Here is a 14,006-nt window from a genome sequence, read left to right on the forward strand (position 1 = left end):
GTCGTCCCTAGAACTTCGCGCGCACGCCGAAGAAGTAGCGCGAGCCGAAGGTCTCGTTGCCGATCTGACGGGCGTCGGCGTTGTACTCCTGCCGCACCTCGTCGGTCAGGTTCACGCCCTCGACGAACACGGTGATGTTGTCGTTGACGTTGTAGCTGGCCGAAACATCAAGCGTGCCGAAGGCCTTGTTGAACTCGGGCAGGTTGCCGCGGCCGGTCGGGGTGATCAGCCAGTCGCCACGCCAGTTGTAGGATGCACGGGCGCTGACCTTGTCGTTCTCGTAGTAGAGCGAGACGTTGTAGCTCTTACGCGACAGGCCCGGGAACGGCAGGAGTTCGTTGGTCAGGCGGTTGGTGCCCTTGAAACCCTTGTCCTTCTGGTAGGTGAAGTTGGCCAGCACGCCCAGGCCGTTGAACGGGCCGGGCAGGAAGTCGAAGGCGTACTGACCGCCGACTTCCAGGCCGTCGATAGTCACCTCGTCTGTGCCGTTGATCGGACGGTTGATGGCGTAGGTCTGGCCGTCGATCACCTCGGGCGTCGTCTGGTTGATGATGAACGACGAGATCTCCTTACGGAAATAGGTCGCCGACACGAAGCTCTCGCGGTTGAAGTACCATTCCAGACCCGCGTCATAGGCCGTGGCCTCAAACGGCTGAAGGTCCGGGTTGCCGCGCGACCCGGTGAAGCCGATCTGATCGATGCTGCGTCGCAGGGCCAGTTGGGCCGGCGCGGCGCGTGCCATCACCTTGCTCGCGGCTGCGCGGCCGATCAGCTTGCCCGGGATGAACTCGGCGCGCAGGTTCAGCGACGGGAGGGTCTTGGTGTAGCCGCCCTCTTCCTCGCCCGGCACGAAGTTGACGATCTCGTCGGGCGTCGTGCCGGTCTGGACGCGATTGTAGCCCTTCGACAGCGTCTCGGTATCGACCACCCGCACGCCCAGCGTGCCGCTGATCGGCACGCGCAGTTCGTGGAATTCGAAATTGGCCTGGACGTAGGCGCTGCGGGTCTTCTCCTCGACCGACCAGGTGTCGAGGAAGGCCTGGTAGGTGCCCGGGTCGCCGTAACGGGCGGCCGTGTTGCGGTTGGGATTGACGGCGTAGACGTCGTTGGTGCGGCCGGCCACGGCGAGGGTCGCCGCATAGGTGGCCATGGTGTTGTCGTTCCATTGGCGGATGCCGCCGGAATAGCCCAGGTCGCCGGTCTTGAAGAACGGCACGCTTTGCAGCGTCGAGTTGATGTTGACGATCTCCTCAAGCGTCGCGCACGAGGTGTTCACCGCCCCGATGGCGCCGGAGCTGCCGTCGTTCTGACAGTTCAGACGCGTCGTGCGCTGGTACAGAATCTGGTCGGTTTCGAACTGACGCGCCTGGACGCCGGCCTTGATCGACGTCAGCCACGAGCCTTCCGGCTTGTAGGTGATGTTGAACTGCTGGGCCGTCTCTTCGGAGGTGTTGTTGCGCGGGTTGAACAGGGCGTCGATCCGCTTGACGCCCTGGCCGGTCGTCACGTCCAGGCCCGGGAACGACATGTTCGGCGAGCCCTTGCCGTTCTTGTAGTCGATGACCGCGCGCGGCACGCCGAAGACCGTCGCCGTCGAATTGATCTCGTTGTTCTGGACTTCGGCGTTCGAGTAGTCGAAGCGAGCGTCGAACACCCACTTGTCGAGCTTCCACTCGCCGCCGACGGCCGTGGTGTATTGGGTCCGCTCGAGGTTGCCCAGGATGTTGCGATAGGCCAGGTCGATCGGTAGGTCGGTCGCGCTGACCAGTTCGATGTGATTGACCGTATTGTCGTCGCCCAGGGTGGTCTTGCTGTAGTCGATCGCGCCGCTGTTGCCCGACAGCTGCAGGAACGAGCTGTTCACCTGCTCGTTGGCCGTGGCGTAGGTGGCGTCGAAATAGGCCTTGAAGTTGTCGGTCGGACGCCACTCGACCACGGTGCTCAGTGCTTTGCGCTCGGTCTCACGGCGATCGATGATGTAGCGCGGGATATCCGGGATGAAGTCCAGCTTGCCGTCGCCATTGACGTCGGAGCTGCGGTTGGGAAGCGAGTTTATGCCGGTGGCCGCCGGCGCCCGGTCCAGCCAGCCCGTGGTGCGGGCGTTGTTGCTGTTGAGGTGACGGTTCTCCCAGGTGCCCGACAGCAGCACGCCCAGCGTGTCGTTGAAGAAGGTGCGGCTGCCGATCAGCGCCAGCTTGGGGTCGTATTCCTTGGCCAGGTTCGAATAGACGCCCTGGATCGAGCCGGCGACGAAGGGCTTGTTGCTGTCGAACGGACGGCGGGTGATGACCCGCACTGTGCCGCCGATGCCGCCTTCGGCCATATCGGCCGTCGGCGACTTGACCACGTCCAGGCGCGAGACGAACTCGACGGGGATGTCACGGAAGTCGACCGCGCGGTCGCCGCCGCCCACCGTCAGCGACAGGGCCGACGAGCCGTTGATCTCGACGCGGTTGAGGCTGGGATCGGCGCCGCGGATGCTGACGCCGCGGCCTTCGCCGTCCTGGCGGCTGATCTGCACGCCCGTCACTCGCTGCAGGGCTTCGGACAGGTTCTTGTCGGGGAAGTCGCCGATGTCCTCGGCCGAGATGCTGTCGACCACCTGGAGGGAGTTGCGCTTGACGTCCATGGCGCTGCGCAGCGAGGCGCGGATGCCGGTGACGACCACTTCCTCCACGGCCTCGGGCTCCGTGGTCTGGCCCGCGTCCGGCGCGGTCTGGGCGTGAGCGATGGCGGGGGCTGAAAGCAGGACGGCGGCGACGGCGAGGCGCGAGGCGCTGGCCCGCAGCTGGGCGCTGATTGTGGTCTTCATGGCTTCCTCTCCAGTTGCGACTTGTCGTTGCTCAGGGTCATCGGATGACGCCAAGGTCGACAAATTTCATATTATGGGATCAGTTCCCTATAATCGGGACGATAACCGCTTATTTGCACGAATGTCGAGCGCTCCACAGTGTTTCTTGGGAGAAATGCGCCGCACCGTGTTCTCCGGACGCGCCAGGTCCCGTTCGTTGACAAAGCCGCGCCGCGTCGCAATGATCCCAATAATTAGAAAATCGTTTTGATATGTGGGAGTTGACGCCGATGAATCCGCTTATGGGCGTTTTCTTCCATTGGCTGGGCGGCCTGGCTTCGGCCAGCTTCTACGTGCCCTTCCGCGGCGTGCGGCGCTGGTCGTGGGAGATCTACTGGCTGACCGGGGGCGTGTTCTCCTGGCTGTTCGCGCCCTGGTTCTTCGCCTCTCTGCAGACCCGCGACCTCCTGGGCGTGATGGGACAGGTCCCGCCGCACATCGCGGGCCTGTGCATCCTGTTCGGCGTGCTCTGGGGCTTCGGCGGCCTGACCTACGGCCTGACCATGCGGTATCTGGGCCTGTCGCTGGGCATGGCCGTGGTGCTGGGCCTGTGCACCGTGTTCGGCACCCTGATCCCGCCGCTGGTGCGGGGGACCTTCGCCGACGCCCTGCTGAGCTCCACCTCCGGCCGGATCATCCTGCTGGGCCTGCTGATGACGGTCGCCGGCATCGTCGTGGTGGCCTGGGCCGGGGCCAAGAAGGACGGCGACCTGTCGCCCGAGGAGAAGCGCGCGGCGGTGGCCGAGTTCGACTTCAGGAAGGGCCTGGCGGTCGCGATCTTCTCGGGGATCATGTCGGCCTGCTTCGCCTTCGGCCTGGCCGCGGGCGAGCCGATCAAGGCGATCTCGGCCGCGGCCGGCACCGGCCCGCTGTGGACCGGCCTGCCGGTGCTCTGCCTGGTCATGTTCGGCGGCCTGATCACCAACGGCGTCTGGTGCGCCTTCCTGATCGCCAAGAACCGCAGCGCCGGCCAATGGCTGGGCCGCACCTCCGGCGCCAAGGAATCCACCGACCATGGATCAGAAGATAGGCCCCCGCTGCTGGCCAATTACCTGCTCAGCGCCCTGGCGGGCGTGGCCTGGTACTTCCAGTTCTTCTTCTACACCATGGGCGAGAGCCAGATGGGCAAGTTCGGCTTCTCCAGCTGGACCCTGCACATGGCCAGCATCATCATCTTCGGCACCCTGTGGGGCTTCGCCTTCAAGGAGTGGAAGGACGCCCGCCCCGCCGTGCGCAACATGGTCTGGGCCGGCGTGGCCCTGCTGGTCGGCGCCACCGTGGTGATCGGCTACGGCAATATGCTGGGGGCGTAAGAGCCCCCTCGCCCGCCCCGCCTTCAGGTCTCGATCGGCACGAACGGCTTGGTGTTGGGATAGATCAGCTCGACCGGCGGCTCGCCCTCGCCAGGCTTCTTCATGCCGTAGCCGTTCACCGGCTGCGAGCGGTTGATCCAGGCCGTGTAGTAGAGGTGGTCCGAGCGGGGATCGTCCGTATTCGGATGCAGCAGGATCGTCAGGCCCAGGCTGTTGAGCTGCAGCCACGGCAGGATTACGTGCAGCAGGTCGTTGGTGAAGCCGAAGTAGAACGACGGCGTCACGTGCGGGCCGCGCGGCGTCAGGTTCCAGTCGCCCAACTCGACGGTAAAGCGCTCGGACACCCAGCGGCGCAGCAGGGCCGCCTTCTCCGAGGTGTCCTCGTCGAAATAAACGTGGGCGTGATAGCTCTTGATGTCGGTATAGGCGCGCGGGCGCTGCGGCAGCGGCGCCTCTCCGGGCCGGATCGAGACCGGCTGCGGCGTGGCCTGTTTCCAGGTGTCGTAGCCCCACGGGCTCTTGCCTCCGGCCGGCGCGCGCGGCTGGCGCGCGGGCGGCGGAACCGTCGAAGCGTCCTGCGCCCTTGAGGCGCCGGGCGCGGCCAGGCCCGCCGCGGCCGCGACAACGCCGCCCGCCAGCAGCAGATCGCGGCGCTGCAACTCGGGCTCGACTTGCGCGGCGGCGCGAGCGGCGGGGGTCGGATCGGTCATGAGGAAACTCGCACGGACGAAGCTTGGCTTGAGCCTCATCCAGACCTCATTCCGACCCCTCGCCGCAATTCAGATCTAATCAGTAGGAATTCAGGAAAGCTGACGCCAGCTGCTAGCCGCAAGCCTGGCAAGCCGCCTCGGGCGCAGCCTTGGCGGCGCCGCGACGCACAGCCAGCACCAGGATCACTCCGGCCAGGGCGGCGCTGGCGGCGTAGCCCGGCGCGCTGAGCGGACCCAGCCGGTCGACCAGCAGGCCGCCCAGCACCGCGCCCAGGGCGATGGCGACCTGGAAGGTCGAGGTCAGCAGGCCTCCGGCCAGTTCGGCCTGGTCGGTCGCCGCCGATGTCGCCCAGGCCTGGAAGCCGACGGGCAACATGGCGAAGGCGAAGCCCCACAGGGTCAGCGCCAGGGCCGCGATCCAGCCGATGCTTCCCAGGGCGACGATGGCCGCGGCGGCGACGGCGATCACGCCGGCGCCGCCCAGGATCGACAGACGCGGATCGCGGCCGACCAGCGCCCCGCCCGCCAGGTTTCCGAAGAAGCCGGCGACGCCGAAGGCCAGCAGGCTGAGCGAGATCGCGGCCACGTCCAGGCCCGCCACCTGCTCGAGCACGGGGCGGACGTAGGTGAAGCCGGCGAAGTGGCCCGAGATCACCAGCAGCACGCCGATCAGGGCCGCGGCCACGGCCGGGCGCCGGGCGACCTCGACCAGGCCGCCCAGACGCGGAACGGAGGTCGGCGGCAGCCGTGGCAGCGTCAAGGCCTGGGCCGCCAGGGCCGCGAGGCCGACGATCCCGGCGATGACGAAGGCGGCCCGCCAGCCCAGGGTGTCGCTGACATAGGCGCCCACCGGCGCGGCCGAGACCGTGGCCACCGACACGCCCGTGAAGATCAGCGACATCGCCTTGGGGATCGCCGCGCGCGGCACCAGCCGCATGCCCAGCGCCGCGGCCATCGACCAGAACCCGCCCAGGGCGGCCCCCAGCAGCACGCGGGCGACCAGCAGCACCGGCAGGCTGTCGGCGAAGATGGTCAGCAGGTTGGAGATCGCCAGGATCGCCATCAGCCCCAGCATCACCAGACGCCGGTCGAACCGGCCGGTCAGCACCGGCGTCAGCGGCGCGGCGAAGGCGCCGATCACGGCCGTGGCGGTCACCGCCTGCCCCGCCGCCCCGACGCTGACCCCCAGATCGGCCGCCAGGGGCGTCAGCACGCTGGCGGGCAGGAACTCCGAGGTCACCAGGGCGAAGACGCCCATCGTCAGGGCGATCACCCCCGGCCAGGCGGCCGGCGGCTCGGCCTCGACCGCCACGTCGACTTCATCGAGGCGCTCGGCCAATCCGGAACTCTGCATGCAACCCTCCACCACACAGGCGGGCGCGGCCCGGCCTGAACTGGCGGGATAGGTAAGACCGCAACCTGACCTTCGCCGCTTTTCGGCGGGTCAGAAATTCAAGACAGGTCCGCAGAACTTCTCAGGCGGCCCGAGCGACTCGGAAGACGGAGAAAAATATCCCGTTATTCCAGTGCCTTACGTCGGACTTGAGGGATGCGGATAAGACCCTTGAACCTTACTCGCTTGGCCTGGACGCGGAATTCGGCCCCGGCCTCTGGACGGCGCGCGGCGGCGGGCGTTGAATCCTTCGCGCTCGCCATGCGTTGGATGCCCGGAGGAAACGCCATGCTCGAGACCCGCACCTTCCGCGTCCACGCCCTGCACGACGGCTGCGACCACGCCCACGGCGTCGATGCGGAGACCTTCGAGGAAGCCGCCGTGGCCTTCATGGAGACCTGGCACCCCGAGGTGGACTCCTACGGCCAGGCGTCGGTGGTGGTCCGCGACGTCGAGACCGGCGTCGAGCACTGCTTCCGCGTCGATTTCGAAAGCGGCGAGACCGCGCCCTGTCAGTAGATTTTGGCGGACCTGGGCCATGGGTCCGCGCGTTGGTCGATCATGGAAATGTTCATGACTGACCCGATCGCGCCGCCGCAACCCGACCCGACGCCCGGTGCGCCGCCACCCGAAATCCCGCCGGATGGCCCGCCCCCGGAGATCGACGATCCGGTCGTGCCGTTCGAGGATCCTCCGACACCGCCGCCGCTCGATCCCGGCGACCCGCGTCCCTACGACACGCCCCTGCGGCAGTAGCCGTCAGTCGGTCTCGTCCTTGGCGTCGGGCGCGGCGCTCCAATCGTAGTCCTGGCCAAGGACGCGCTTGCTGAACCAGTCCATCTGCACGTTCACCTGGAACAGGCGGTGGCGCAGTTCGCGGAAGTTATGCGGCTCGCGCGGGGCCAGGTAGAGCTCGGTCTCGACGCCGAGGGCCTTGAGCGCCCGGTGCAGCATCACCGACTGCGTCCAGGGCACCCGCTCGTCCTCGGCGCCGGCCAGGATCAGGGTCGGGGTCCTGACCTTGTCGAGCTGGCTGAGCGGGGAGTTGTCGACATAGAGGTCGCGACGGGCCTGCGAGCCGTAGGGCGGGGTCACGAACCACTCGCTGCGCTGCCAGCGGGTGTCGGACGTCAGGTACATCGACGGCCAGTCGACCGCGCCGGCGCCCGAGGACGCGGCCTTGAAGCGGTCGGTGACGGTGATCAGGCGGTTGGTCATGTGGCCGCCGGCGCTCCAGCCCATGACGCCCAGCCGATCGGGATCGACCAGCCCCTTGGCGATCAGGTTGTCGACGCCCGACAGCACGTCCTTGTCGGCATAGCGGAAATAGCCGGCGTTCATGCCTTGCAGGAACGCGTCGCCATAGCCGGTGCCGCCCCGGTAGTTGACGCTGAGCGTCATCACGCCCTTGGCCGCCAGCAGCGGGTTGAAGCGGCCGTAGGAGAAGATGTTGAACACGTCCGACGAGCGCGGACCGCCGTGGCTCTGCACGATCAGCGGGTAGCGGCGGCCCGGCTGGTAGTCGAGGGGATAGGTCACCAGGCCCTCCAGCGCCTGGCCGTCGGGCGCGGTCCACTGGATCGCCTCCTGGCGCGGCAGACGGAAGCGCTCGGCGACGTCGTCGTTGAGATGGGTCACCTGCACCGGCGCTGGCCGCGCCGGATCCAGACGGAAGATCTCGCCCGGCGAGGTCGCCGAGGCCTTGAAGAACACCGCCGTCTTGCCGTCGCGGGTCAGGGTGACGTCGCCGGCCGCGTGGTCGCCCCGCGCCAGCGGCCGCACGGCCTCGCTCTTCACGTCCACCGCGAACAGCTCGCGGCGCACGCCGGTGGTGGCGGTGATGTAAATCTCGCGGCCGTCGGCCGACCAGACCGCGTCCTCGATCTCGTAGGGCAGCCCGTGGGCCAGCTCGCGCGGTGCGCCGCCGGCGACCGGCAGCACGAAGAGGTTGGGATTGACCGTGCCGTAGCGGCCGTTTTCGGCCGTGGCCAGGAACAACGCCGAGCGGCCGTCGGGCGACAGGCGCGGCGTGCTTTCCTGGAAGTCGTTGTCGGTCAGACGGCGGTCGGCGCCCTTCCCTTCCTTGATCCAGAGTTCGGACTTGGGATTGTCGTCGAGCAGGTCGGACGGCGCGCGGCGATAGAGGATGGCCTTGCCGTCGGCCGGGAGGTCGAAAGCCTCAACCTCGAACTCGCCCTCGATCACCGGCTCGGCCTTGCCGTCGGCCAGCGTGATGCGCCACAGGCGGCCGCGCCCCTGCGGGCTCTCGAACGACAGCATGTCGTCCTTCTCGCGCTTGCGCTTGGCCAGCGACTTGCCGTCGGGCGCCGCGGCCAGGAAGTAGATCGCCGAGCCGTCCGGCGACCAGCGCAGGGACGACGGGCTGGTGCGGACCTTGCCGATGCGCCGGGCCTCGCCGCCGTCGATGGGCGAGACGTAGATCTGCCGGCCCGCGTCGCCGTCGCGCTTGGCGACGAAGGCGAAGCGCTCGCCGTCCGGTGCCCAGGCCGCGCCCGAGGCGGGCCCCTCGACCATGCGGCGCGGATCGGAACCGTCCAGACCGACCCGCCAGAGGTCGTCCTGCACGGCGTTGGCCTTCCAGTCGACGCGGCCGACCGAATAGAGGACGAAGCGGCCGTCGGGCGAGACCTTGGGGTCGGAAAGCTTCTCCAGGCCCACCAGGTCGACGGCGGTCATGGCGCGCGGCGCGACTTGGGTGCGAGGGGCGGACCAGGCCGACGGCGCGGCGAGCGCCAGCAGGCCTCCGGCGGCCAGGGCCGCCAGGCGGGACAGGGTCATGGGAAGCTCCGGGAAATGGGCGGCCGACGCCCTAGAGCGCCGGCCCAGGCAGTCGAAGCATGGCGGCGCTGCGCGGCCGCCATGCTCCAGGTCGTCAGAACGCCAGTTGCAGGCCCAGGGTGAAGGACCGGCCGGTGACGCCGTAGACGGCGCTGTAGTTGTAGTCGTTGCCCGACTCCGTGCCGCTGGGCAGGAACGGACCTTCGTTGTCGAACACGTTGCGCACGGTGCCGAAGACGCGCAGGTCCTTGTTCTTCGGATCCGGATAGAACCGCACCGACAGGTCGTGGCGCCAGAAGGCGTCGACGTTGAGGAACAGCGGGTTGGTCACGCCCCGCGCGGCGAAGTCGGCCGCCAGGTCGTTGTCGTCCACCGCCTCGCCGATGTAGTTGGCCGTCCACTGCAGGTTCCAGTAGCGGTTGCGCCAGGCCAGGCTGGCCTTGCCTTCGTGCTCGGAGGTGCCGACTTCGCCCAGATCGTCGGCCACGGTCGTGCCGTCGATGCCCGAATAGCGGGTCTCCAGCTTCAGGCGGCGGCTGTAGTTGGCCCGGAAGGTGAAGTCGCCCGGCACGTTCCAGCGCTCGAGGTCGAAGCGATAGCGCAGGGCCACGTCGACGCCGCTGGCCCGCAGGTCGTCGAGGTTCTCCTCCAGGTTCAGGATCCGGGTGATCTGGCCTTCGGCGTCACGGGTGATGACGTTGCAGAAGCGGTTGTCGGTCCCGCCGGCAGCGCCGTAGCACTCCGACATCAGCTGGGCGTTCGACAGCGACGAGATCGCGTCGGTCACCTTGATGTCGTAGTAGTCGACGCTGAGGTCGAAGCCGTGCAGGAACGACGGCTGCAGCACGAAACCCACCGTCAGGGTGTCGGCGGTCTCTTCCTTCAGGTCGACATTGCCGCCGTTGGGCGCGTTGACGCTGGTGACCTCGGACACGAACGAGCCGTTGGCCGCGATCGCCGCGGCGATGCCGGGGTTGGCGCGGCAGTTCTGCGCGATCTGGCCGGTGGAGCTGGCCGTCACGCCCGAACAGATGTCGACGATCGAGTCGAAGTCATCGCGGGGCGGCGAATAGAGCTCGGTCGTGTCGGGCGCGCGCTGGGCCCGGCTCCAGGCGGAGCGGAAACGCAGGCTCTTGACCGGCGCCCACTGCACGCCGCCGCGATAGCTGAGCGTGGTGCCGACGTTCTGGAGATTGTAGTGGGCGACGCGCAGCGCGCCGTCCACCTCCAGGCGGTAGGCGAACGGCATGTCCTTGAGGATCGGCGCCGAGGCTTCGACGAAGGCTTCGCTGACCTTCACCACGCCGCTGTACTCGGGGATGTAGGCGAAGTTGGTCAGGCCGTTCTGGGTCAGCTCGTCGGTGGTGGTGCGGGTCTTGTCGCGACGCAACTCGAAGCCGAAGGCCGCCTGGATCGGGCCGGCCGGCAGCTGGAACAGCTCGCCGGTCATGTGGCCCTCGACGGTGTCCTGGCGGTTCTGCGGCCGGTACCAGACGTTGGCGCGGATGTAGTCGGCCATTTCCGGCGTGATCGAGCCGATGCCGAACAGGTTCAGCGCCACGCAGCCGTCGGCGCGAGCCGCGGCGTCCTTGCACTGCACCACCCCGGCAGAGGTGCGCTCGGCGTTGAGGGCGTTCTTGACGTTGGCCATGTTCAGGCCGTTCCGACGCACCTGGTAGCCGTCGTACTCGCCGTAGCCGTAGGTCAGGCCCCAGTCCCAATCGCCGAACACCTTGCCCTCGGCGCCGAGCCAGCCGCGCAGGGTGGTGCGGCGGTTGTAGATCTCGAGTTCGCCGACCTCGGTCATGCGGCGGCGGAAGCTGATCGACGAGGTCGAGGCCGAGTAGATCTGCGCCGGCACGAACGGGTTGGCCCGCGCGATGTTGCCGATCGAGAACTCGTCGTTCACGCCATAGGTGGTCGAATTGTAGAGGCCATAGGGCTCACGCACCGAGTTGGTGCTCACCCGCGAGGCCTGGAACTGTCCCCAGATCTTGAGGTTCGAGTTGACGTCGTAGACGACCTTCAACGCGCCCGACGAGCGCTTGGCCGGGGTGATCAGGGTGCCGTTGTCGCGCGTCTCGTAGCCGTTCACCGCAGTCACGAAGTTCTGCTTCAGGCCGCCTTCGTCGTAGTAGAAGCTGGAGCTGCGGAAGCGGCCGCCCGGCGTGTAGGTCGACAGGTCGGGACCCGAGACGGTGTTGGTCGTCGGGTCGTAGGCCACCGACTGGGTCGCCCACTTGCGGTCGGTGGCGTTCAGGGCGTCCTGCTTCTCGTAGGTCGCGCCGGCCATGACGTAGAGCTTGTCGTCGAAGAACCGCTTGCCCGCGCCCACCGAATACTCGGTGCTGCTGCCGCCGCCCGCGTCGGTCACGCCGGCCACGACCCGCGCCTTCACGCCGTCGAGCTTGGTGGTGGTGATGATGTTGACGACGCCGGAGATGGCGTCCGAACCGTAGACGGCCGAGGCGCCGCCGGTGCTGATCTCGACGCGGTCGACGAAGAACTGCGGGATGGAGCTGAGGCTCACCGCGTTCATGTTGCCGGCGTTCGACACGGTGCGGTGGCCGTCGATCAGGGTCAGGGTGCGGTTCTGGCCCAGGCTGCGCAGGCTGACGGTGGACAGGCCGTTGTCCTGCACCGCCGACTGGCTGGTCGACAGGTTCACGCCGATATCGACGCCCGGCAGGTCGGTCAGGGCTTCGGCGATGTCGACATAGCCGCTTTCCAGCAGGTCCTCGCGCTCGACCTCGACGATCGGCGACGGGCTGTCGAAGGTGGTGCGGCGCAGGCGCGAGCCGGTCACCACGACTTCCTCAACCTCGACAGCAGGGCCTTGATCTACGGTCTGGAAGGACGCCGGCTGCACCGAGGCGGTCGGCGTCGCGCCCGGGGCGCGGACGATCAGGGCGCCGGCGCCGTCCTCGACCACTTCCAGGCCGGCCGAACCGGCCAGGCGGCGAGCGGCCTCCAGCGGCGTGTACTTGCCCACCACGGCGGCCGAACGGCGGCCCGAGACGGTCTTGGGCGAGAACAGGATGTTGGTCCCCGTCTCCTTGCCCAGTTCGCGCAGCGCCTTGTCCAGCGACTGCGCCTGCACGTCCACCGTCACGGTCTGGCCCAAAGCCGCCCCGGCCGTCAGCAGAACGCCCACGGCCGCCGATCCGGCCAGCATCCGGCGCAGGCGGCCGTCTTTCCCCATCGTCATGAAATTCTAGTCCCCTCTCGGCCCGACGTTTTCGGGCTTAAGAGGCCTGACGACGGAGGTCGATTTTTCCTCAGCAACTTTTTTCGAGCGGCCTGGACGACCGGTTCATGCCCCGCCGCGCGGCTCGATCAGCAGGCCGCCGCCATTGGCGCGGACGTCCAGATCGAGCAGGGTCGCCACCGAGCGGGCGAAGGCCTCGTTGTCGCCGGCCTTGTAGACGCCGCTGATCCGCAGGCCTTCCAGCGCCGGATCCGCCAGTTCGATGCGACGGCGGCTGTAGCGGTTCATCTCGGCCAGGGCCTCGGCCAGGGTCTGGTCGTCGAACACCGCCTGGCCGAAACGCCACGCCGTGGCCGACTGCACGTCGGCGACTTCCCGGCGCGCGGGCCCCTGCCCCTCGGCGATCACGCGCTGGCCGGCCGAGGCGGTGATGCGACCCGACGGCTGGCCGGGGGTCATGACCAGCACCTGGCCCTCGACCGCCACCACCGACACCGCCCGCGACAGCACCGAGACCCCGAACGCGTCGCCGCCGTCGCCGACGATCTCGCGGCCCTCCGCCGCCACGACGAACGGACGGCTCGGATCGCGAGCGGCGCGGAAGAAGGCCCTGCCCTTGTCCAGGCCCGCCCGCCGCTGGCGGCCGTCGATGCGGACGCTGAGCCGGCTGTCGGCGTCGAGCAGCACCGACGAGCCGTCGTCCAGGTGCAGGGTCCGCGTCTCGCCCACGCCCGTGGCGTAGACCTCCGGCGCGAAGGCCATCCAGCCCAGGCCGACGGCCGAGACGCCCACGCCGGCCAGCACCGCGCGGCGGGCCAGGCGCGCCGGCGTGCGCTGCGTGGTCGCGGCGATCTTCGGATCATGGCGCAGGGCGCCGGCCAGCTCCCAGGTCGAGGTCAGGGCGTCGAAGGTGGTGCGATGGTCTTCGGACCGGTCCAGCCAGGCCTTGAAGCCGGCCTCGTCGTCAGGCGTGCGCGAGTCGCTGCGCAGGCGCGCAAGCCAGTCGGCCGCTTGCCGCCGGACGGCTTCCAGATCGCGCTCCGGCTTCACCACGTCTCGGTCCATTTCGTCAGGAACAGGGCCGCCTTGGCCACGTGCTTTTCGACCGCGCTGACCGTGATGCCCAGGCGCTCGGCGATCTCCCGATACTTCAGCCCTTCCAGCCGGTGAAGCAAAAAGACTTCGCGCGTTCGCGGACTGAGCCGCGCCAACCCTAGTTTGAGGCGAGCCAGGCGCTCGCGCGCCCGCAGGACCTCGTCCTGGAGGGGGCCCGTGTCGGCCAGGGCGTCCTCGACGAAATCGAGATTCTCTTCGGGACGACGGGCGCGCTGACGGCGCTCGTCGATCGCCAGGTTGACCGCGGCGCGGGCGACGAAGCCTTCCGGATTGATCAGCGTGTTGGCGCGCCGGTATTCCAGCATGCGCACCATCGCCGACTGCACGACGTCCTCGGCGCCCGAAGGATCACGGGTGATCCGCGTGATCCGGCGCACGAGCCCGCGCCATCCCTCGTCCTTCAAAACCGCTCGCCTCTGCCCGCCCTCGGTGGCGCGCTTCTTCTGTTCCGGTGCGCCGTGCCGTCAACGGCCTAGCTCTGCAAGCGGACGCCCGCCGCGTCAACTGCCCGCCATGCAGGCGCCGAAATAGCCGAGCAAAGACAATGCGCAGACGTCGCGCAACCTCAGATCGGAATGGTTTCGCATTGCAACGAGCGCGCGCCGAGGCCAACCTT

The 14,006-nt window shown here is 68.3% G+C and carries 10 protein-coding genes; 3 read left to right on the plus strand and 7 right to left on the minus strand.

Going from position 1 to position 14,006, the window contains the following annotated elements:
- Window positions 1-7: 7 nt before the first annotated feature.
- Complete coding sequence (locus C1707_RS21915; protein ID WP_101714195.1) at window positions 8-2,812, minus strand: TonB-dependent receptor; 2,805 nt, start codon at window positions 2,810-2,812, stop codon at window positions 8-10.
- Between the two features lie 269 nt (window positions 2,813-3,081).
- Between C1707_RS21915 and rhaT the strand changes: the two genes are divergently transcribed.
- A complete protein-coding gene (gene rhaT / locus C1707_RS21920; protein WP_240633787.1) occupies window positions 3,082-4,164 on the plus strand; it encodes an L-rhamnose/proton symporter RhaT in 1,083 nt (360 codons plus the stop codon).
- A gap of 23 nt (window positions 4,165-4,187) precedes the next feature.
- Here rhaT and C1707_RS21925 read toward each other — a convergent pair whose 3' ends face one another.
- Complete coding sequence (locus tag C1707_RS21925; protein WP_101714196.1) at window positions 4,188-4,874, minus strand: DOPA 4,5-dioxygenase family protein; 687 nt, start codon at window positions 4,872-4,874, stop codon at window positions 4,188-4,190.
- 112 nt (window positions 4,875-4,986) lie between these two features.
- Complete coding sequence (locus C1707_RS21930) at window positions 4,987-6,228, minus strand: MFS transporter (protein WP_101714197.1); 1,242 nt, start codon at window positions 6,226-6,228, stop codon at window positions 4,987-4,989.
- Window positions 6,229-6,555: 327 nt separating this feature from the next.
- Here C1707_RS21930 and C1707_RS21935 point away from each other — a divergent pair, with 327 nt between their 5' ends.
- On the plus strand, window positions 6,556-6,786 hold the full coding sequence (locus tag C1707_RS21935) for a DUF5961 family protein (protein WP_101714198.1): 231 nt from the start codon (window positions 6,556-6,558) through the stop codon (window positions 6,784-6,786).
- Window positions 6,787-6,840: 54 nt separating this feature from the next.
- A complete protein-coding gene (locus C1707_RS26310) occupies window positions 6,841-7,023 on the plus strand; it encodes a hypothetical protein (protein WP_145998436.1) in 183 nt (60 codons plus the stop codon).
- A gap of 3 nt (window positions 7,024-7,026) precedes the next feature.
- On the opposite strand, the gene C1707_RS21940 is transcribed toward C1707_RS26310, so the two are convergent.
- The 4 genes from C1707_RS21940 to C1707_RS21955 form a co-directional block, all read right to left on the minus strand.
- A complete protein-coding gene (locus C1707_RS21940) occupies window positions 7,027-9,066 on the minus strand; it encodes a S9 family peptidase (RefSeq protein ID WP_101714199.1) in 2,040 nt (679 codons plus the stop codon).
- 94 nt (window positions 9,067-9,160) lie between these two features.
- Window positions 9,161-12,274: a TonB-dependent receptor gene (locus C1707_RS21945; RefSeq protein WP_101714200.1), complete on the minus strand. Its 3,114-nt coding sequence runs from the start codon at window positions 12,272-12,274 to the stop codon at window positions 9,161-9,163.
- Window positions 12,275-12,379: 105 nt separating this feature from the next.
- Window positions 12,380-13,324, minus strand: coding sequence for a FecR family protein (locus tag C1707_RS21950; protein WP_164467433.1), 945 nt, complete (start codon window positions 13,322-13,324; stop codon window positions 12,380-12,382).
- Window positions 13,321-13,767 (minus strand): RNA polymerase sigma factor, encoded by a 447-nt coding sequence (locus C1707_RS21955; RefSeq protein WP_205686801.1) that lies wholly within the window; start codon window positions 13,765-13,767, stop codon window positions 13,321-13,323. The genes C1707_RS21950 and C1707_RS21955 overlap by 4 nt, the downstream gene beginning before the upstream one ends.
- Window positions 13,768-14,006 lie beyond the last annotated feature (239 nt).

It is taken from the genome of Caulobacter flavus (genome assembly GCF_003722335.1).
Lineage (GTDB): Bacteria > Pseudomonadota > Alphaproteobacteria > Caulobacterales > Caulobacteraceae > Caulobacter > Caulobacter flavus.